Source organism: Paenibacillus sp. MT86, assembly GCF_058792535.1.
In genome coordinates this window covers 3,385,902-3,406,452 of the sequence record NZ_CM179499.1, presented here as the reverse complement: position 1 = coordinate 3,406,452, position 20,551 = coordinate 3,385,902, and the positions used below count along the sequence as shown (strand labels likewise).

Sequence of the window (20,551 nt, the reverse complement as noted above, 5' to 3'; positions counted from 1 at the left end):
TATTATGAAATTATGCTCGGACAGCATCACTAGGTCCGTTTCCAAGCAAGTTGCTTCATGGCTTTAATTTCACGAATCACGACTATAGCGAACTGGCAAAAGGCGAGTCCTCCGTGGATTAGGAGGACGTGCGAATGACGGAGATTCCAATGAACGATTACATCAATAAACTGGTACAAGAAATCGAGAAATACCGTAAAAAGCTTGAGGAACTTAGCAGGGATCGCCACCTACTTCACAACGATATCGTTATGCTCTCACAGGAGCTTGACGAGAAAATAGTTTGTTTCATGAAGATGCATAATCAATCAGGAGAGTAGAGCTGGAATAGATCTGCTAGACAACCTATATCACACTGGAACTGTATGATTCAGATAATGACTTGCCGGGAATCCAGGATGAATGATAAATCCGGCAATCGAAGAGGGTTTGACATCGCTTGGCCTTTCCGTTAATTATGTCGGGGGACAATAAGATGCTCACATTGGAAGTCGCTATATTAGAGGCTTTTTTTATTTTATCGGTACAACTCGATAGTTATTCAGCAGATTGGTCCGTGTCCTTGTCGGAGGACAAAAACATGGTCCTATTGAAAGTCGCTAAAATAGCGGCTTTTTTGTTTTATCGGTACAAGTTCTTGTCCCGAGTCAAAGACAAGAACTTGTACCGATTGCCGTAATGGACAAGAACATGAGCCGATTACCGATTAGATAAGTATCTAACTATGTTTCCATGCAATTTCATTAAGCTAACGGGCAGGGTAGTTCGAATAGGTTGTGGAATAAATATACAAACGTTACTGCATAAGGAGGTCGTAATATGCCATTTCCAACGCATATCGTTGCCAAAGGTGGATTTGTAGAAGATGGGCAAGGAAATATACTTTTAGTAAAAACTCGTGACGGTGGTTGGGTATACCCTGGTGGACAAGTGGAAGTTGGAGAAAATCTGATAGAAGGTTTGATTCGCGAAATCAAAGAGGAAAGTGGAAATGACAGTTCGGTTAGCTACTTAATTGGTGTCTATTCGAATTTGAGCACCAGCAGATTTGTCATTTATGTTATCAAGTTCTTGTCATCCGACAATCTTGATGTCCAATGATACAAACATGCCATAATTAATACTCAATAAAATCAAGGGTTCTTATTAGTTGAAAGGGGATGTTTGTGTCCTAGCTCAGTGACACAAACATATACTTATAAGGCGCGAAAATTATTTACCGAAAATTATGACTATGATAAGATAATAGCAAAATCTTGTCAATAAAAGGTGTTTTATGTACGAGCCAATTCCTATTAAACGAAGCAGTCGGTATGGAAGTAGCTATTGGGAAAGGTATAGTTACAAGCTTCAAAAGGACGTTCAATTGTTCGGTGATCTTAAGTACGATCATTGGATATTGGTCGAAACGGATCCCAACATTCTTAAATTTTGCGAAAGACCAAACAGTGAGAAACTGCTAGAAAATAATTTACATAAGGTTTTTGATATGTGGCAGCTTGAACGAAACGGAAAAGAAACGTTTGTAAACGTAAGATATAAAAACCAAGAGACTGATCATGAGAGGTTAGAAAAATGGTGCTTTAAATAAGGATATGACTATAAAGTACTCTACGAAGAGGACATACGCGGACAAGATCTTTACCTGAAAAATATGAAGTAGTTACTGCCATATATCGGTCAACGGAATATTCCCATCGAAACGGATAAAAGGCACATTCTACGTGCTCTCGGTGACGAAACTAAAACTATCGGAGAGTTGCAAAGCATATGTTCAACAATTCCGATCAGTCGTATCCATATATTTCTTAATTTATTCAGGAGAACTAATTGCATCCAATATAAAGGAAGTCGAATTAGGAATCTTGACCGAGGTGAAGCGAATTGGGTAGAAAACGGATTTTAGAAAATGTCGAAATTGAACCGAAATATTTGGATATAAACAACTGGCCAGTCGTTTTAACCGACGATTGGTCGGAAGAACGTAAAGAGGTTTTCCTTAAAAGGAAAGCTGCAGTCGAAATGAGGGGGAACTTGGATACTGTCAACTTTAGCAGTGGCGATGGGGGCGGCAGTGTTTAGGTTTATCCAAGGTTAGCTGTCTAAACAAAAGAATAGTGGCGAAAAGAGATCAAACCCTACTCAACTTGTAGGGTTTGATCTCTTTTCTAATCTGTTCACCGATGAAAACAGACAAGCCATGTCCTCAATATTCATGGGTTGTCTGTTTTTCTTAAAACCCCTTATATTGAGGCTCTTCATTTTCCAACTGTTGTACGCGGTTTTCTACTTGCTGCACGATTTGTTGGGTTTGCTGGGCCGCATTCGTAAAGAGCGATTTTGCTTCTTGATTTTGTGTTTCCAAAGCAAATTGTTCCAGACTCGCCTGAGCACTTTTTAAAGATGCTACGCACGTTTTCACTTGAGAAGCAACTGTCACGGTGTCACCTCCTTTACCTTAGGATAGGATAATGTTTCACGGGTAATGGGAATAGATGCTTACATTCTCCCAATACCGAAATTAATATTTCCGTCTCGCAACAAAAGCATACGTTAGAAAAATTTTCAGATGGAAATGCATGAAAATAATGGAATAGGGACATATTAACCTTTGTCGATTAATGTGATTGGAAAGGAATGGTGATATTATGCCGGATTGGCTAGAAATCGCTTTGCGAACGTTATTGGCTATGGGGGTTCTTTTTGTCCTAACGAAGATATTGGGTAAACGACAGGTATCACAGCTTTCATTGTTTGAGTATATCACCGGAATCACGATCGGCAGCATTGCAGCTTACGTTTCGTTGGATCTGGAGACCAATTGGTATTTAGGCTTGGTTGCGATGACGGTTTGGACCGTTGTTTCTTTAGGGATTGAATTTCTACAGCTGAAAAGCAAAACGGCAAGAGACCTATTCGACGGCAAAGCAACAGTGCTCATTAAGGACGGCAAGATCATGGAGGATAACCTAAAAAAAGAAAGGATTACCACGGATGAACTTATGGAACAGCTTCGAATAAAGAATGTGTTCAAAGCTGCCGATGTTGAATTCGCCATCATGGAGTCAAGCGGTGACGTTAGCGTTCTTTTAACCAAGGAAAATCAACCGTTAACGCCTAAACACCTGGGAATAAATGTCGGGCCAGAACAAGAACCTCAATCGGTCATTATGGATGGAAAAATAATGGACGAACCGCTTGCCACGATAGGTCTAAACAGGAAATGGCTGGATACGGAACTGGAGAAATTAGGTGTTTCGATTGATAACGTATTTCTTGGACAGGTGGATTCCTATGGCCAGCTATACGTTGATTTATTTGATGATCAGATCAAAGTACCGAAACCCCAGAAAAAAGCCGCGTTGCTTGCAACATTGAAAAAGTGTGAAGCGGATCTCGAAATGTTTGGCTTATCTACCAAAGAACAAAATACAAAGCAGATGTACGAGCAATGTTCAAAAGCGTTAGAAAAGATTATTGATGAAGTTAAACCATTGCTGATTCGTTAACAATTCGCTAATTATACGTCAGCTGAAAATCGAGGAGGATGTTCATGGCAAATAATATAAAGAAAAATTTAACGCGGGTACAACAGGAATATAAAGAATTGGCGCAAAGCGTCGAACCTCCGAGGCCCATACTCAAAAACTTCATTCGTGCGTTTATAGCTGGCGGGGCCATTTGTTTGGTTGGACAAGCCATCCAGGAAATGTTTGTGCATTGGGGCGGCTTTGATGAGAAAAAAGCTGGAGACCCTACCGTGGCGGTTATGATACTCCTTTCTGTCATTCTGACCAGCATGGGGGTGTACGATAAGTTTGCCCAATGGGCTGGTGCGGGTTCCGCAGTGCCTGTGACGGGATTTGCGAATTCGATGGCATCCGCTGCGATTGAACATCAGAGTGAAGGTATGGTGCTCGGTGTTGGCGGTAAAATGTTTAAACTGGCTGGACCGGTTATTGTATTTGGTACAGTCGCCGCCTTTGCGGTAGGAATTGTACATTTGCTGATCAAAGGCGGGGGAGGCTCTTAATATGTTAAAGGGACACCAGAGTTGGCTATTTGAGAACAAGCCGTTCATCCGATCAACAGCAACGGTAGTGGGTCCATTTGAAGGAAGAGGCCCGCTGGCCAAAGATTTTGACATTGTCCATGGAGAATCCATGATGGGACAAAAGAGCTGGGAGAAAGCAGAAAAGGTATTGATTGAAGAAGCGGCAAAACTGGCTATTGAAAATGCGGGGTTGACAAAGGAACAAGTACAGTTTTACATAGGCGGGGATTTGATGAATCAAATCATTAGCAGCAGTTTTGCCGCGCGAACATTATCGATCCCTTACATCGGTGTGTTTGGCGCTTGTTCAACCTCGATGGAAAGTCTGGCATTAGCAGCTAACCTTGTAAATTCCGGTTCGGCGAAATTTGTGTTGGCGGGGACATGCAGCCATGATTCCAGTGCGGAGAAACAGTTCCGATATCCGACCGAGTACGGTTCGCAAAAACCGCCAACCGCCCAATATACGGTAACCGGGGCCGGTGCTGCCATCGTATCCATGGAAGGTGACGGACCGGTTGTTACATCTGCCACCATTGGCCGGGTTATCGATATGGGCATTAAAGATCCGTTTAATATGGGCGCAGCGATGGCTCCTGCAGCGGTAGATACCATTGAGGCGCATGTTCGAGATTTGGGAATTGAACCGGGTTATTACGATTTGATCGTTACCGGCGATCTTGCGAAAGTCGGATATGAAATCGCCTGTAAATTGTTTAAGAAACATAACTTTCCCATCGAACAAACCGAATATTCCGATTGCGGGATGATGATTTACGATTATGAAACCCAAATGGTTCAAGCCGGAGCAAGCGGCTGCGGTTGTTCGGCAGTTGTTACCTATGGACATTTGCTAAATCGGATGCGAAGAGGTGAACTGAAACGAATCCTCGTTGTCGCTACGGGGGCGCTGCTATCCCCGATTTCATTTCAACAAGGGGAAAGCATTCCTTGTATCGCTCATGCCGTATCCATAGAGGCAGGGAGGGAGATATTATGATTTTTCTTTGGGCTTTTTTGGTGGGAGGTGCAATCTGTGTTTTCGGACAATTTTGTTTTGATGTCTTGAAACTTACACCGGCCCACACCATGACCCTGCTTGTTGTATTGGGTGCGATTGTCGACGGAATTGGATGGTATGATCCGCTGATTGAATTTGCCGGGGCAGGAGCATCGGTCCCGATTACAAGCTTTGGTAACGCGCTTGTCCATGGTGCGCTTCAAGAACTAAAGAGCAATGGCTGGATTGGGATCATCACCGGAATTTTCGAAGTGACCAGTGCCGGAATATCCGCAGCGATTATTTTTTCGTTTCTCGCTGCATTGTTCGTAAAACCCAAAGGATAATACGGGGCCCAATCCGAATTTCGTTGGCTAAAATACACTGTAACGGTCGGTCAGGGCGATCCCTAACCGGCCGGTTTTGATTATGAGAAACATTTACTTGTTCCAATCTGTACGGAATGTCCCCATCGATAATCTCAAAGGTTACGTTGACCAAGCTATAAAAGCCATATACTGTCAGACGCTATTTATTTCGGTTCCTATATTCTCCATCACTTCTTTGGTTCGCTCCATTAAACTCGGCTCGGTTGGAACATTTTCACTTGCCTTTCCATCCAAGATTATTGGAGATTTGTTACTTGTCGTTTTGATTCGCTGTTTAAATTGTGATTTAAGTTCGCTTTTTTCCATATTTTCTCCTTTTCATTCGCCATTTTCAGAATATGCAACTGATATTATTCCGATTTTCATATCCTTTATGCATCATAGGAGTCAGGTCCCCAAAAGGCTGTGTTTCCGCCTGCATATAGACAACCAACCCGATAAAATGACCGGAAACCGGGCGGATGCCGTTGTCGCTTCTATGCGCCTGCCATAGACTAATGCTGTAAGTTCAACTTTACCTAACCCAAGGAGGAATGTTTTCAAATGCAGTTTATCAAACAGGCAATGCCCATGTATACGCATGACCAGGCCGCTTATGTCAGGCAAATGTACGATTGGCACATGAAAATGGCTCAGTATCACGAACAATTACGTACCTTTCATCTGGAAAGGGCGAAACAATTTCAAAAGCTCTCCGAAGAAAAAGCGAAAACGTCAGAAATATCAGCCGCTTAAAGGCGAACCGACATGGAGCGATGTGATGAATTGGCAGCATTCCGAATCAAAATCTGGGACCGCTATATAACCCTTCGTTCCCAATATGGAACCCGGATGCCCTTGTCTTTCGACCAGTTCTGGTATGACTTTTTGGCCAGGCACATGCTATCCGAATGTGGCGTAGAGCAAGTATATGAGGACTTCTGCAACAACTGGGAGAATCGGTGTGTGAAAAATGTTTGCGATTCGAGCCATCGGTAGAATGCCTGCGAAATAGGACCAAATGGCCGGCTGTTTCCCAAAATGGGTTGCTCCGGCCTTTGATATTTGTATACAGGGGACAAGGGTAGATGGGATCAAATCCAAGCGGACTTTCACGATGCGGATAACTGCATAGGATGATTCGTTTCTGGACAACTTAAATGCTGTTTGCATAAATTTGGAAAGGCGGATGCCTGCATGTTACCAACATTCAGTACAAGCATTAAAAACTGGACTACTTCTGCCCCGACAACCAAATCGATGTAAAAATTGCATCTGGAGCAACTGGGATGGGTTGAAACAATTTTGTTCGAAACCTGTCTGCATTAAGAAACAACCAGTATAAGAGAAAGTCCATCTTCTTTTACTTGATCATGTTCGGTTATCTGCAAAGAATTCTTGCCCAGTGACTGGCATTTTTGCCGAGGACGCATATAATGACGTGATCCAACTTTGAGGAGTGATGAATCATGTCCGTTGCGGCTCAAACAAGTACAAAGAGTTTACCTCCCTTTTCCATATGGGGAGTTCATGCATCTGTCGCCGGAAGACCGGTTGTGTGGGGCAAACTAGTGATGCGTGTTTTGCAGGACCAGCAAATTCAAGGCACCATCCAATTTCGCGGAACGCCGATTCCGATTGAAGGAAGCTGGAATGAAAGCACGCAGCAGATCATGTTTCATTCCCCCTACGCCGCCTACTCCGGCCAATTAACCATCTATGACGATGTCAAGATTCAACTTCGGCATTTGGTTCTCACCGGACGTCTGCGGATGCTACCCTCTTCTTTACAGGCGGGCGAATATGGAACCTGGGTAGCGACAACTGATATAAGCTTGGCGGGGTATAGCGGCTATATCCCACCGCAACCGCCTTCAACTTCGCTGCCGCCGGTCGGCGTATTTGTAACGTCGAATATACTGTATGGAAACTCGCGTATATAAAACAGGCACATATCGGATGAAAAATGATCGGTAAGCGGATAACGGAAAGGGGTGGCATCGGTGGACGAAAATTAGATTCATCATGCAATCGAACAAGCCTATCAATTGATTGTTGAAGCACACCGCAACATGACTGACATTTGGCGCACTCACGTACTATTTACGCGACAATGGTGGTTGGGAGTAGGTTTATCGATATGCCCCTGGCTATTTTGGATCGGATTTCGGGATAAGAGAGCTACGGGACAGTTTCTCCTATCCGGGTTTATGATGATTATCGTGTCGTCGTGGCTGGACCAGCTTGGGATTGCCATGGGACTTTGGCATTATCACTGGGAAGTCATACCATTCATGCCCGCTAATTTTCCATGGAATTTTTCACTTCTTCCCGTCACGGTTATGTTCTTACACCAGTACAAGTCTGGCATACATCCGTTGTTCAAAGCTCTCCTATTTGGGGGATTTTCCGCTTTTGTGGCCGAGCCGGTCTCACAAATGGCCGATTTATACCACCCCGTTCACTGGAAACATACCTATTCTTTTCCTATCTATGTTGGGCTGTACTTGCTGGCTTCAAGCATTGCCAAGAAGGGCATAGATTTCGGTAAGTCTTTTCAGAAAGACTCTAACCCCTGACAATAGCCAATCATCAAATTTTACCATTCATTATTATTCTGACGGGTTGACATATTACATATGGATGCCATTTCAGGAGGTGATTCAACATGACGGTAGCTTCTCAAGTGAAAACAGCTGTAGCTTCATTAAAAAGCGCACAGGCCAGCTTTGAACAGTTTGCGTTAAATACACAAAACCAGCAGGCCAAAACCACGTTCACAAATGCAGCGCAACAGACACAAAACATTATTGACCAGGTCACTCCACGGTTACAACAAATTGAACAGGAAGAACCGCAGTATAAAGGTTTCTAAAAAAGGCCATGCCGATCTCTTCTCGGCATGGCTGCCCCTTTATTTCCTCGTAGATGACTGGATTGGGAGGCTGATTTTCTTGGCATGGATAGCAGGATTATGGCTAGTAAATACGGCACTGTTGATCATTATTGCGGTTCGGGAGGTGCGCCGCCCCGCCAAAGCGTTGACTTGGATATCAGTCGGACTTGTATTACCGATTATCGGATTCGTTTGTTACCTGTTCGTAACGAATCCTGTGCAAATGCGGCGGGACAAGCTCGTTTCTTCGCACAATAACCCGATAGCGTTGCCTCCAGCATCTGGTGACTCCGCTTTTGTTATCGCTCGGGCTTTGCAACCTTTGTCTGTCAGTGGCCTTCGAACCGGTTACGTCCAAATCCTCACGAACGGGATGGAAACCTACGGAAAACTCCTTCAATCAATTCAGGCCGCACAAAAGACAATCGATCTGGAATATTACATATACCGGAATGACCATATCGGTAAACGTATCACAGATGTGCTGATTGAACGGGCTCTATTCGGTGTAAACATTCGTTTTATTAGGGATGGCTGGGGAAGCCGGTCGTTTCCCAAACATGTGATTCGCCGGATGATAGAAGCAGGCATTGAATGCAGGACCATCTTTCCCTTGCGATTCCCCTGGGTATTATCCAACTTGACATACCGGGATCATTGCAAGATCGTCATCGTCGACGGTAAGGAAGCCTTCATGGGAGGAATCAACGTTGGGGACGAGTATACCGGAATGAAGCCGGATGTCGGTTTTTGGCGCGACACTCATATGCGGTTAACCGGCGAAACAGCGGATGATGTGAAAGCCGTTTTTGAGGCTCACTGGGAAATGGCGTCACCGGACATGCTCCATTTAACGAGAAAGGCAAAATTTCTCCCTGAATCGGCTCAACTTTCTGACGATAAAGCCATTCATCCATTTCCATCCGGCAAAACAGAACGAGGATACGGATGGGAATGGGGATCGGAGCTGGGAACGATGGAAGGCACCCACATGGGAAAAGCTTCCCCATCCAAGGATTCGCATAACGTCTATATACAGATATTCGAAGGCAATCCCGGGCTGCCTACTCCGGTCATTCGGGAAATGCATTTCATCTGCCTGACGCAGGCGACCCGAACCATCGACGTGACCAACCCTTATTTTATACCCGATGCGGATATCATTATGGCCATCAAAACAGCCGCGGCGCGTGGCGTTCGAGTGAGATTACTGGTGCCGCGCCAAGTGATTCCTAAAGTTGCAGGAGCTGCAAGCCGTACGTATTATGGCGAACTCGTGGAAGCAGGGATCAATGTGTTTCAGTACAACAAAGGGGTATTGCACGCCAAAGTCATGATTATCGATGGCGAGATTGCCGAAGTGGGTTCTTCCAACTACGATCTCCGTAGTTACCGTTTAAACTACGAAGTGTGTGCAGTGATGTATCATTCTGATGTGGCCCGGGAGCTTACGGAACAATTCGAACGGGATCTTGCCGAGGCTACTCCATATCGTTTGGAAGATCATATGCATCGTACTTCTTCCGAGCGCATGCTTGATCAAGCAGCGCGTTTGTTATCTCCTTTGTTATAAATCTCAAAAATTACATGGAATTGAATCGAAGTCCAATTTACACATGTATATGGCGAAAGGGGAGAAGGCTTCCAACGAATACAAGTAATATCGGATTTGGGCAACAGTCTATGGTGCAAATATCACGCCCGGCATATAGTGTAGAAAAAAAGGAGCTGCATCATAGATGATCATGATGAAACCGATTGAAGTTGAAGGTCATCAGGTTATAAGTATCGAGGTCGCCCTGCCCAAAACAACACTTCTGGCCATCACAACCGATCACGGATATATCATGTGCGGAGCGCTTGATATTCGTTTGTTAAATGAGAAATTAAACGATCGCCGCATTGTGGCAGGACGCGCAACCGGGGTACGGACAATAGAGCAATTGCTGGATGCCCCACTCGATATGGTGACCACAGAGGCGGAATTACGCGGAATTTGCCCTGTGGGATGAAAGGAGCAGATGCGCTTTTAAAGATGGTAAACGAGGTTAGTTAATTTTAAATCCATACTTAAGGAAAGTAGGGGGATTTTTTGTTAACGGGTCTGCATATTGTTTTCCTTGGAGGCGATGCCCGACATCTTGAAATCATTCGGTCATTCACAGACCTGGATGCAAATGTTGTGGTAATCGGTTATGAAGATTTGCACGAACAACTTCTTGAAGTTCAGCATTCCAAGCTTACGAGGGAGGTGCTTCGCAATGCTGATGTATTGATATTACCGGTTGTCGGTACAGACGACCATGGCAGAGTAGAGTCTTCATTTTCATCTGAAACGTTATTGCTGAACAAGGAATATATGTCTTCCTTGCCGAAACACGCAAAAGTCTGTACTGGCATAGCCAAGTCTTACTTGAGGAACCTTTGCGTGGAACTAGGAATAGATCTGATTGAATTATTCAGCAGGGACGATGTTGCCATATACAATTCCATTCCCACTGCGGAAGGCGCCTTATTGATGGCCATTCAACAGACGGAAATTACCATACATGGTTCGCGTTGTATGGTGCTGGGTTTGGGGAGAATCGGTCTTACGCTAGCCGGAATGCTTCAGCGCCTGGGTGCACACGTCAAAGCGGGGGTGCAGAAACCGGAGCAGTTTGCACGTGCATGGGAGATGGGGATTGAGCCGTTTTATACGAAAGATTTGTACGATGAAGGCGTAAATGTGGATATTATTTTTAACACGGTTCCGGCGCAAATCCTTACTTCTCGTGTGTTGACCCGTATTCCGCATCACGCTATTATTATTGATTTGGCTTCCAAACCAGGTGGAACCGATTTTCGTTTTGCCGAAAAACGTGGAATCAAGGCCTTGTTGGCACCAAGTTTACCGGGATTGGTCGCGCCAAGAACGGCTGGACGTATATTGGCGAGAACGTTATGTCAATTGATCCAGGACGAACGGAGTCAAGATCGTGAGCAAATGGATTCACTTGCTTTTTCTTCCGGGTTATGAGATCGCGAACGCTGTAAAACGAATTATTTAGAGAGGCGTCATTACTTGTTTATACTTCATCAGAGAGGCCGGCAAAAGCCGGCCTCCGTCTATTTCCGTAAGAATCGGATAATGAAGCGCGTGGTGGATCGGCTCTTTCGTAGATCAGAAGTCGGTTTCCAAGGCTAGAGTTCGAGGAACCTCCAAGTTAAGCTGGTCTCAGTAACCCCCGCAGAAGAATTCCCTGAACACTCGGCATTACAATCGATCGTAGGGCAAGTTTGGCAGGATAAAAAGAATTACTCGGGAGTACTCGTGCAAGAGAGGTTAGATGGCAAATTGCGATCCATGAATGATCACCAGGACGAGACAAATAGGCTACCAGAAAAAGTAAGTCAGGCAGCCTATTTGCTCTAAATACAAGGAGGGGACTGTACCCCACCATTAGTATATATACCGTGGAGGTTGTATAAGTACAATTATCGAGTTGGAACGAGGTCCGATCAGTGCTGATAGATAAAAATTCTTCGAGGTAAACTTTATCAAATATCGTCCAAAATATGCTAAATAATGTATATTTTTATTATACCTGACCGGCTTTTGGTTAGCTGTACGGGTCGCCTAGACGGGTCAGCGCCAATTGGACGGCTTCACTGCCCAGTTTTGCCTTCAGGCAAATGCTATTGAACCAATTCCAGCTACCACGTCGTGAAGTCACTAACCATATCCTTGCCAAGTATTGCAAGCATCTGCGGGCGGAACTCTGCGGACAGCAATTCCTTCATCAAATCCATTTGTTCGTTTGTAAAATGGTATGCCTCTGCTTGTTGCTCCGCTTTTCTGCCATTCACGGTAATATGTAAAATGCGCTCATAGCTTGTCGTCGTCTCTTCGCTGGAGCTTCCGTCCTCATGCTGCACCGTAACTGTTTCCGTATGTTCAATCGTTTCAACATGGGATTCCAACTGATTCATCTCCCAGGACACCTCATGGAGGATACCGATTCTTGTTGAATCAAGCGTAACTACATCCATTCCGTTTTCTGTATCCATGACCGTCTTCACCGCAAATACGGCTATAATGTCCGCCCAATTATCGATTCGCGTGTTATCTGCACTATCAGTATAATGGATCTCCACTCGGTCTACGTTTCCAGCGGATTTCTGTATTTCTTCCAGCTTTGCCTCAAATTCAGCGTCCATCTCTTGAACGATTTGAGAAAGCGGCTTTACATCAGCATCCGTATTTTCGCCGGATACGAAAATACCAAATGGAGAGGAAATAACGGCGGCTATCGCCATTACTATGCACAGCAATACGATCACTGAACTACTGATCCCCAAAAGCGCCGCCAATCCTTTGACAAGTATCGCGATGGCTTTTACAACCATTTTAATGATACGAAGATTCAATCTCGCGGCAGCTTGCGCCCTTTGAAGAGTGCGGCGTGTCGTCATCGCCGTTTGCGCAGCCCGCTGTGCTGTCTCAATGGCGTTCACTTTCCGTTCTGAACGGTCGGCATTTGGGGCCTGTCCCAGCCACTGCCCCGTTTTGATAAATGGTGACAATGCTTTGAATGTTCGTTCTTCTTTCCTCTTGATCGTTTGACCTGCTATATCAGTCACGAGCGCATTACGTCGAGGCGCTCGTACATTTGCTGTATGCAACGCCGCGGCGGCGCGTGTCTTTTTCTGGGCTGACTTAACGTCCCATTTCGGGGCCGGGGCACGATTCCTTTCATTTCTTGAACGATGCGAAAACCGGGCATCGCACAAGCCAACTCGAAAAGTAAGAGAATAACAAATATACTTCACAAAATAACCGTTTCGTGAAGTATTAAATTAATGTTATAATTTGGACGAAGAGGGGAGGGCGATGCGATTATGACAAAGCGCTGCATCGATGATTTAATAGATTCGTTTACGGTTTACCTTGAAATCAACAGGAACTATTCGAAGGGAACCGTTGAAAATTACAACCGCACGATGGTAAGGCTTGCTTACTGGCTTAAAGAAACAAGAAACATTACATACATCGAAGATATAACGGCTAATGACCTTCAATTATTTTTAGGTACATTAAAACATCCCAAACACACAACGAATACGAATAAAAGGCATCCAAAATTGGGCACCGTTTTTGCAGCCACGACGAGAGCACGCATCATTTCCTCAATAAAACAGTTTTTTAAATGGGCTGTTAAACAACAATACCTTCGATATGATGTTTCCCAGTATATAGAGAACCCTAAACTCGGTGAACGGCTTCCTAAAAGCCTTTCTCTACAGGATGCCATGATGTTTGTGTCATTAGACAGAATCTAAATGAAAATCAGCTGTGGTGATTCTTTTCTCAACTTCTGTTTCACAAAACTCGTATTTTGTACATATGTTTTATAGTGGATGTTTGCGACATATGCTGATTTTATTAAAAGTTATTGTTATTTTCTTCCGGATTTTAGGGATGCTCTTACAGTTCGTTTTTGAGCAATGGTTTCATTTCTTTTCATTAAGTACAGTCCTTTCTTTTTTTTTACTGTATAAACAAAAACTCGATATTTTATACACAATCTATGTAGCGAACATGTGCAACAATTTGCTGATCATCTGACTTTGTCCAGAAATTTGCAATACAGTTCTCTGGCCCGTAAATTTCGCTCACTATTTAGCTATTCTTCCCAGTTTAAACTCACCAAGAGCTCAATTCTCCGCTTTACCACTACTTGTGATACAGTTCTCCGCGCTATCTGTAACGCAAGTATTACGAAAAAGAGGGAGCGCTGTTATGCTCCCTCATAATCTTCAACTCATTCCAATTCCAAAATTGACTCACCACTAATTATTGTGCCATTAACTTTCCCCTCGCAAATTTCTTTCATTGAGCCCGGCTTGTCAAAATTAAACACATGCATTGGGAGATTGTAGTCTCTAGCTAAGATGAAAGCTGATTGATCCATTACCTTCAAGTTATATTTTAAAACATCGTTGTAGTGAAGTGACCTGAACTTCCTTGCTTCTTTGTCGAACTTAGGGTCTGCATTGAGAACACCGTCCACCCCTTGTTTTGCTACTAACAATGCTTCACAATTAACTTCGATTGCCCTTTGAACGGAAGGGTAAACGTAGGGTTGCCCGTTTCCTCCTGCAAAAATTACTATGTAGCCCTTTTCCAGATGGTGAACTGCTCTTAGTCTGATGTATGGTTCTGCAACTGATGTAATAGGTATTGCTGTCATTACACGAACTTCTTTGTCTGTTTTGGCTTTAAGAACTCCTCGAAGCATCAAGCTATTAATAACAGTAGCAAGCGTCCCGATGTTGTCAGCTTCTGCTCTTTCTATTCCCCAGCTTTCCGCCATATTGCCGCGAAAAATATTCCCTCCACCTATAACTAATGATACCTCAACACCTAGATTTACAACTGACATAATTTCATTAGCAATATGGTCTAACCTTTCGGGCTCAAAACCAAATTCCGTGTTTCCGGCCACTGCTCCACCACTTAGTTTAATAAGAACTCTTTTGTACCTTGTCAAATTAACACCTCCGCGCAAATAAAAAACACTAAAGCAACGAATGCTTTAGTGTCTTAATGGAACGTGAATATGAAATTGTAACAATCGACTTATCATAAGTCTTCCGTTTCCTCCTCATATTCCCACCCCTTCCAGTAATTTTTCATCAATTCATTCTATACTGTGTGAGGGTAAAATGCAACCGAAAGCGACAGGATTTCAACCATATATTAATTCCATGAGCACCTGATCTACGGGGCTATTTCTGTATCTTGAGGAGGTATTTATTTTGCGTTTCATCGTTACGTGTCAGGATTTAAAATTGCTTCGGCACGCCAAAGCAATTCAACTAGAGCTCCTCGATCCTGTCCAAGATTACTTCAACCAACTAAAGGTCGAACTCGAAGACAAAGCTAAGGGCGAATTCCGCTTCTGCTTACATAGTTGTTCTTTTTGATTTTATGTAGTTCTAATGTGCTCGACTTTGCTAATTCTCTCTGAATAATTCGCAAGCAATAGGTCCAATAATCCATCCGGTACTAGTTTTTCCTGTTCATTATTCTCGAATCCATTAATTGATTTCCAAACTGATTTATATGGAGTTATTCCTTCTATGCCTTCGATAACTTCCCTTTTGTATAAGTCATGATCAACAAGATCAGCTTCATAAATGAAATCTACTTCATGACCTATCTGATCCAAGTATGAAAATAGGTTTTCGATGACAAACTTTAGCTTGGGTTCTTGTATTTGGGCATTTAATTCTTCTTTTACTTCTCGAATTATCGTCTCTTTACTATTCTCTCCATACTCAACCGTACCACCAACCGGTCGATAATAAGTCTTGTTTACGGCTTTATCATATGATTCTTCAACTAATATTTGATCGCCTCTTCGAATTAGACACAATGAAACGGTCCTAATGATCATACAATGATTCCTTTCTATGTTTTTCTATGTATTTTAGAGACTGTCGTATAACGTCTTATTCACTACTTCGTAAATAATTCCATATGAAGGGTATTCTCTAAACTTTTGAAAATATCCTGCCCGTTAGTTGAGAAGAAGCAGCCGACCAAAAAGCCGGCTGCCTCTATATGTCTTCATTGAGCTATCGTTTCCCGTTAGCTTAACGGGCACCGATCACCCCCACCACTTTCCCCACACATTATCCGTTGTTCAAATTCAATTATTTTATCTTCACAGTGTTTTGTAGCAGCATGATGATTAGTTTTCATTCTGTCTTGCTTTAGCCACTCTCGGTAATTGTTTCTCAAAAATGGATAATACATTTGAAATCAAATGTTCGCTCGGATTTTTGTTGTCTTTTAAAAGTGTATATATAAGGTTCAAAAAAGTCTTTGCATCTTTCTCTGTTAAACTTTTGATTGATTCCATGGTGCTATCACTTGGAAAATTTCTTCCTTCGTCTCCATAACTATTCCTCCATCTTTAAATATCATTTATTCTTCCGTTACAAAGTGTTGTTTCCAAGCCACCTCCCTTGATTAAAACGTTTCCAGTGGTTGAAAAGTTATTTTATGGTTTCCCGTTAGTTGAATAAATAGCTATTCAACCCACTTCGGTATTTGTCGCCTAAAATACTTCCCAACCTTCTCTAACTCATCCATAACGAGCTTTATTTTATCGTCTTCTAGAAACCAGTTCTCTTTAGTTGTCCCTGATTTATCAATTATTGGACTAACATAAAAAACAGTCTCTCTAGGAAAATGAAATTGATAAGTTAGTAGTGCTCTTCGTGCATGATAATTTTTACAGACCAATAAAATTTTTTTAGGGTGAATCCCTTGTTGCTGTAATACTTCCAAAGAGAAGCGAGCATTCTCAAAGGTATTCGTTGCTTTATCTTCTTTAAGTATTGCTTTAGGATTAACCCCTAACGAAACACCCACATTTTGTAGATATTCCCATTCGGTTGTTTCTACATATGGGGTGGAACCTCCAGAAGGTAATATCAAGGAAGAGAGCCCTTGATGGTATAACGTTGCGGCTCTTTCCATTAACTGAGGTTGACTCGCGCCTGGGATTAAAATAACATCTGCGTGTCCGATCTCCGTTTCGAAAAACATAAAATCACTGATGCAATCAAATGGAAAAGACATAGTGAACCTCCTTACTGAATTGACATATGTATTCGCCGTTGTATCCCACCATCCTGCCCGTTAGCTTAATGATAATGCATGAGAACATAGTTAGATACTTATCTAATCGGTAATCGGCTCATGTTCTTGTCCTTTACTGCAATCGGTACAAATTCTTGTCCTCGACTCGGGACAAGAACATGTACCGATAAAACAAAAAAGCCGCTAAAATAGCGACTTTATATGGGATCATGTTCTTGTCCCTCGACATATATTGAACAATGTTCATATGGACCGTTTCCTTGCACGAGATCCACATATGTACAATGCTCACTTATTTCTCCATGATCCATTAAAATAATTTAATTTGTATGGGTAACAGTGGAAATATGATATTACAATTACAATTGTGCATTTTTTTATGACACAAATTTCCCACATAAAAAACAAAAAAAGCCTGATCCATCAGGCTTTTTCTCAATAATTTTGTAGGTTCATTTGTGTCATTGCCGTCTTGATAACATAAAATAAAAAGCCGCAATTTATGCGGCTTTCAATGTTACCTTGTTCTTGTCACCCGACATCAAGTAAATTATAAGTCTGCTTTTACTTTTTTTGACGTTTTAGTAATTTGAAGTGTCAAACGAAAAATGAAATGTTTTAGTTTGTTCTCCACCGATTTTTTTATAGAATTTTATAGCATGTTGATCAACGCTATCAGCTTGAACAAACATTTCCTTAATGGATTTTGATATGCAGTATTCAATCATTTCATGTACTAACCTACTACCAATTCCTTTTCTTTGACATTTATTAATGACAGCTAAATCATAAATGTACATCGAAGACCCCTCACGGTCATACATCTCTAATTCGAATCCAGTTAATCCTCCTACAACTTTGCCATCGATGGTTGCCACAAAGCAGACAAAGTTTGGATTTTTCAATAGTTTATCAATATTATCTAAATTTACATAATTCGGATTCGGCGATTCAAACTCTACATTAAACAATAATACTAGCTCAGAAAACTTTGAATTGTCTCTAATTTTCAATTTTGTGTACTCTACAACACTCTTATTCATTAAAATTCTCCCCTATCCTTGTCTTGCTTAAATCACTTTACTTTATTAATTTGTATTTCACATTGCTCTTGAACTCTCGGGGATTTCTGTTAACGTCTTATTCACGTACTTCGCAAATCATTCTATATGTAGGTTATTCTCTAAACTTTTGAACTATCCTGCCCGTAAGCTTAAAGAGGCAACTGATCGCTCTGACCAGCTGCTTAACTTTTTTATTCAACTATCGTTTCCCGTTAGTTGAACAACAGTATGTTATTTTAGTATAAAACTGTTAATAAAGTCTCTAATAATAGGCTTATGACTCTTTGCAAGACTATCAGGGATTTCATTTAAATCAATGAACTCGAATTCTAATGATTCAGAACGGTTAACAATCAACTCCCCTTCAAAATACTCAGCAAAGAAAGCATTGACAACAACATAGAATTCATCACCATTCGGTTGCTTAATGTAATGATCTTGACCAGAGTAGACATTAATTAGTTTTAAATTGTCGATAGATAAGTTGGTTTCCTCTTTTATTTCTCTCTTTGCAGTTTCCTCAATTGATTCCCCTAACTCCATTAATCCACCAGGTATTGCCCATGAACCTACAGGATATTTTCTTTTTTGGAGCAGAATCTGATTACATTCGTTCTTTATTATAACGACTGATCCCACAAAAATTAACGGTCTGGTTCCGACAACAGCCCTGAGCTCTTCAACATATCCCAATTATATCTCCTCCTATTAAAAAACCTCCTGATAACCCTTCTTCATCCAAGCTATGCTATCCTGCCCGTTAGTTGAACAAAAGCAGCCGATCACGTTGATCTGCTGCTTTCTTGTTTTAATGAGCTATCGTTTCCCGTTAGTTGACATTGATTTTGCCAAATAGACCATTTCCTCTTTAGTAAAAACTTTGCTGTCGATTTCAATAAAAGTACTATCCTGAACCCAGCGAAGTAATCCTCCTGCTATATGGTTAGCCCATGGTTCAAATCGCCCTTCACTTCCGTTTATGTTAATTTTCTCTCCACGTTCACTAAATTTAAAATTCTCAACAATAGTTCTTGTTGTATTTATTCGATTTCGAATATCAATGCTAGTGACCTCTCGTTCTATTTTATAGCCAACAGCATTGTGTTCTTCAATTGCAAACAAATATGTCTGTCCAGATTCATCAAAGAAATGAAGTCTAACTTTCGAAACGGGTTTACCGGGGACAAATGGATATGGTTCCTTAATCTCCAACTTATACGTTTGATCCGTGTGAGATGGTGCAAGTAGTTTGAAATCGGCAGCATTTTGTAATTTGTTCAATTCAACATTTAAAGAAAAAAGCTTAGGAGTAGATGCTGCAAAGAGTGGTTCATGGTTGATTCCAACTGACAAAGTACAGATAAAAATCAAAGAAACAAACCGTTTAAACAAGGCATTCCCTCCAGTATTTTGGTGATATTATACCCTTGTTTAATTCAACTATCCTGCCCGTTAGCTTAAAGAAACTGCAGTCGATCAACTGGTCGGCTGCAGTTTTATCTTTAGTGAGCTATCGTTTCCCGTTAGTTTAAATACACTAATGCGATTTTGTTTTCACTATTCGTATTACCATCTACATTGCTTTAGGCTTTCCCTTTCTGGTACATTGCTTTTTTTTCTAACTTTAATGATTTTTATTCCATTCTCAGGTGTATCGATTAATGTGAAAATGATTCTATCATATGAAGGAGCGTGATGTCCTGAATAGTTTAATGCACTTGCAATAACTAAATGTCTTCGTTTATCGCCATTAATTCGCTCAACGCTATCTATCCTTGGACACATTATAAAATCTGGAAAATCCTTCTCGATTACAGAAAAGTATCTGGTGTACAATGTCTCCTCCAGAAGTTCTTCTTTAGTTGGTCCAACAGGTTCATACTTCCAGCCTACAATGATCCAATCATAAAGCTCTTGCGAAGTTAATCGGATTTTTTTCTTGTTCTTTGTAAGTACAATTTCACCATCAACGGGAGTGCATGTCTTGATAAGACGACCCTTACAGTTATACGCTGGTTCTAAAGTTATTAGATCACCGTTGATCATGTTTATTTTTAAAAGCAATGGAACTTTATCACCCTCTAACTCGGTTGCCTGTTCGCTTGGACTTGAAGTATTAATCCAATTAATAACCCTTCGAATAATCCTTTCGTCATATCCATCTGTCATTCTGAAAATCCTTGAATCATCTGTTCCTTTTAAACGAATTACTTGTATTGATGAAACTTCACTATCAGTTAGTTTTATTAAATTAGTTCCGTCACTAGCTTCTGCTAATAAATGTGTTGAGAAAATTATTCCAGCAAGCAAAAGGAACACAGTTAGATTCATTTTCTTCAATTTTCATCACCTATGGATACCTTCACCATTTTTTTGGAAAAGTATGTACCCATAATTCAAACGTTTCATTGAACTATCCTGCCCAACTCTAGAGCGTGGAATAAGCCAGCCAATTCATATCGGTCCTCTTTTGGGAATCGCATTACGCTATAGTCTTCGTTAGCGGAACGTCC

24 protein-coding genes and 1 pseudogene are annotated in these 20,551 nt (G+C 41.8%); 14 read left to right on the top strand and 11 right to left on the bottom strand.

Annotation, left to right across the window (positions count from 1 at the left end; genetic code table 11):
• Positions 1-134 precede the first annotated feature (134 nt).
• Both AC3RCL_RS15115 and AC3RCL_RS15110 read left to right on the top strand, forming a co-directional pair.
• The gene (locus tag AC3RCL_RS15115; RefSeq protein ID WP_100537091.1) at positions 135-320 is read left to right on the top strand and encodes an aspartyl-phosphate phosphatase Spo0E family protein; all 186 of its coding nucleotides are present in this window, start codon (positions 135-137) and stop codon (positions 318-320) included.
• Between the two features lie 499 nt (positions 321-819).
• A complete protein-coding gene (locus tag AC3RCL_RS15110; RefSeq protein ID WP_100537089.1) occupies positions 820-1,101 on the top strand; it encodes an NUDIX hydrolase in 282 nt (93 codons plus the stop codon).
• 1,132 nt (positions 1,102-2,233) lie between these two features.
• Here AC3RCL_RS15110 and AC3RCL_RS15105 read toward each other — a convergent pair.
• Entirely contained in the window at positions 2,234-2,440 is a 207-nt protein-coding gene (locus AC3RCL_RS15105; protein ID WP_100537087.1) for a DUF1657 domain-containing protein, read from the bottom strand.
• A 208-nt stretch (positions 2,441-2,648) separates the two neighbouring features.
• On the opposite strand from AC3RCL_RS15105, the gene AC3RCL_RS15100 reads away from it, so the two are divergent.
• From AC3RCL_RS15100 to spoVAE, 4 genes are read left to right on the top strand one after another with little or no spacing between them, the layout of a single operon-like run.
• Positions 2,649-3,509, top strand: coding sequence for a DUF421 domain-containing protein (locus AC3RCL_RS15100; protein WP_100537086.1), 861 nt, complete (start codon positions 2,649-2,651; stop codon positions 3,507-3,509).
• Between the two features lie 44 nt (positions 3,510-3,553).
• Positions 3,554-4,033 carry a stage V sporulation protein AC gene (spoVAC, locus tag AC3RCL_RS15095; RefSeq protein WP_005832062.1) on the top strand — a complete coding sequence of 160 codons (480 nt, stop codon included), beginning with the start codon at positions 3,554-3,556 and terminating at the stop codon, positions 4,031-4,033.
• A gap of 1 nt (position 4,034) precedes the next feature.
• Positions 4,035-5,054, top strand: a complete 1,020-nt coding sequence (gene spoVAD / locus AC3RCL_RS15090) for a stage V sporulation protein AD (RefSeq protein ID WP_127510464.1) — start codon at positions 4,035-4,037, stop codon at positions 5,052-5,054.
• Positions 5,051-5,401, top strand: a complete 351-nt coding sequence (gene spoVAE / locus AC3RCL_RS15085; protein WP_005832063.1) for a stage V sporulation protein AE — start codon at positions 5,051-5,053, stop codon at positions 5,399-5,401. The genes spoVAD and spoVAE overlap by 4 nt, the downstream gene beginning before the upstream one ends.
• Positions 5,402-5,575: 174 nt before the next feature.
• On the opposite strand, the gene AC3RCL_RS15080 is transcribed toward spoVAE, so the two are convergent.
• Positions 5,576-5,749 (bottom strand): hypothetical protein, encoded by a 174-nt coding sequence (locus AC3RCL_RS15080; protein ID WP_153784608.1) that lies wholly within the window; start codon positions 5,747-5,749, stop codon positions 5,576-5,578.
• A 237-nt stretch (positions 5,750-5,986) separates the two neighbouring features.
• On the opposite strand from AC3RCL_RS15080, the gene AC3RCL_RS15075 reads away from it, so the two are divergent.
• From AC3RCL_RS15075 to dpsA, 7 genes and pseudogenes are all read left to right on the top strand, one after another.
• Entirely contained in the window at positions 5,987-6,178 is a 192-nt protein-coding gene (locus AC3RCL_RS15075; RefSeq protein ID WP_492536118.1) for a hypothetical protein, read from the top strand.
• Positions 6,179-6,996: 818 nt separating this feature from the next.
• The gene (locus tag AC3RCL_RS15070) at positions 6,997-7,365 is read left to right on the top strand and encodes a hypothetical protein (protein WP_246000696.1); all 369 of its coding nucleotides are present in this window, start codon (positions 6,997-6,999) and stop codon (positions 7,363-7,365) included.
• Positions 7,366-7,494: 129 nt separating this feature from the next.
• Positions 7,495-8,001, top strand: a complete 507-nt coding sequence (locus AC3RCL_RS15065; protein WP_492536116.1) for a CBO0543 family protein — start codon at positions 7,495-7,497, stop codon at positions 7,999-8,001.
• An 89-nt stretch (positions 8,002-8,090) separates the two neighbouring features.
• On the top strand, positions 8,091-8,297 hold the full coding sequence (locus tag AC3RCL_RS15060) for a DUF1657 domain-containing protein (RefSeq protein WP_029197844.1): 207 nt from the start codon (positions 8,091-8,093) through the stop codon (positions 8,295-8,297).
• Positions 8,298-8,376: 79 nt separating this feature from the next.
• Positions 8,377-9,891, top strand: a complete 1,515-nt coding sequence (locus AC3RCL_RS15055) for a phospholipase D-like domain-containing protein (RefSeq protein ID WP_492536114.1) — start codon at positions 8,377-8,379, stop codon at positions 9,889-9,891.
• A gap of 166 nt (positions 9,892-10,057) precedes the next feature.
• A pseudogene (locus AC3RCL_RS15050) lies at positions 10,058-10,374 on the top strand (YunC family protein).
• 36 nt (positions 10,375-10,410) lie between these two features.
• On the top strand, positions 10,411-11,337 hold the full coding sequence (gene dpsA, locus AC3RCL_RS15045; protein ID WP_492536112.1) for a dipicolinate synthase subunit DpsA: 927 nt from the start codon (positions 10,411-10,413) through the stop codon (positions 11,335-11,337).
• A gap of 677 nt (positions 11,338-12,014) precedes the next feature.
• Here the strand turns inward: dpsA and AC3RCL_RS15040 are convergent.
• A complete protein-coding gene (locus tag AC3RCL_RS15040) occupies positions 12,015-12,941 on the bottom strand; it encodes a hypothetical protein (RefSeq protein ID WP_492536110.1) in 927 nt (308 codons plus the stop codon).
• A gap of 258 nt (positions 12,942-13,199) precedes the next feature.
• On the opposite strand from AC3RCL_RS15040, the gene AC3RCL_RS15035 reads away from it, so the two are divergent.
• Positions 13,200-13,640, top strand: coding sequence for a site-specific integrase (locus tag AC3RCL_RS15035; RefSeq protein WP_492536108.1), 441 nt, complete (start codon positions 13,200-13,202; stop codon positions 13,638-13,640).
• 482 nt (positions 13,641-14,122) lie between these two features.
• On the opposite strand, the gene pyrH is transcribed toward AC3RCL_RS15035, so the two are convergent.
• The 8 genes from pyrH to AC3RCL_RS14995 form a co-directional block, all read right to left on the bottom strand.
• Positions 14,123-14,851: a UMP kinase gene (gene pyrH / locus AC3RCL_RS15030; RefSeq protein ID WP_492536106.1), complete on the bottom strand. Its 729-nt coding sequence runs from the start codon at positions 14,849-14,851 to the stop codon at positions 14,123-14,125.
• Positions 14,852-15,289: 438 nt separating this feature from the next.
• Positions 15,290-15,760, bottom strand: coding sequence for an NUDIX hydrolase (locus AC3RCL_RS15025; protein ID WP_492536104.1), 471 nt, complete (start codon positions 15,758-15,760; stop codon positions 15,290-15,292).
• A gap of 638 nt (positions 15,761-16,398) precedes the next feature.
• A complete protein-coding gene (locus AC3RCL_RS15020; RefSeq protein ID WP_492536102.1) occupies positions 16,399-16,953 on the bottom strand; it encodes a YdcF family protein in 555 nt (184 codons plus the stop codon).
• A gap of 133 nt (positions 16,954-17,086) precedes the next feature.
• Complete coding sequence (locus AC3RCL_RS15015; protein WP_492536101.1) at positions 17,087-17,221, bottom strand: hypothetical protein; 135 nt, start codon at positions 17,219-17,221, stop codon at positions 17,087-17,089.
• 334 nt (positions 17,222-17,555) lie between these two features.
• Entirely contained in the window at positions 17,556-18,017 is a 462-nt protein-coding gene (locus tag AC3RCL_RS15010) for a GNAT family N-acetyltransferase (RefSeq protein ID WP_492536099.1), read from the bottom strand.
• Between the two features lie 252 nt (positions 18,018-18,269).
• Positions 18,270-18,731 (bottom strand): NUDIX hydrolase, encoded by a 462-nt coding sequence (locus tag AC3RCL_RS15005; protein WP_387800067.1) that lies wholly within the window; start codon positions 18,729-18,731, stop codon positions 18,270-18,272.
• A 123-nt stretch (positions 18,732-18,854) separates the two neighbouring features.
• On the bottom strand, positions 18,855-19,430 hold the full coding sequence (locus AC3RCL_RS15000) for a hypothetical protein (protein WP_492536097.1): 576 nt from the start codon (positions 19,428-19,430) through the stop codon (positions 18,855-18,857).
• Between the two features lie 174 nt (positions 19,431-19,604).
• Positions 19,605-20,378 carry a hypothetical protein gene (locus tag AC3RCL_RS14995; protein WP_492536096.1) on the bottom strand — a complete coding sequence of 258 codons (774 nt, stop codon included), beginning with the start codon at positions 20,376-20,378 and terminating at the stop codon, positions 19,605-19,607.
• Positions 20,379-20,551: the final 173 nt, after the last annotated feature.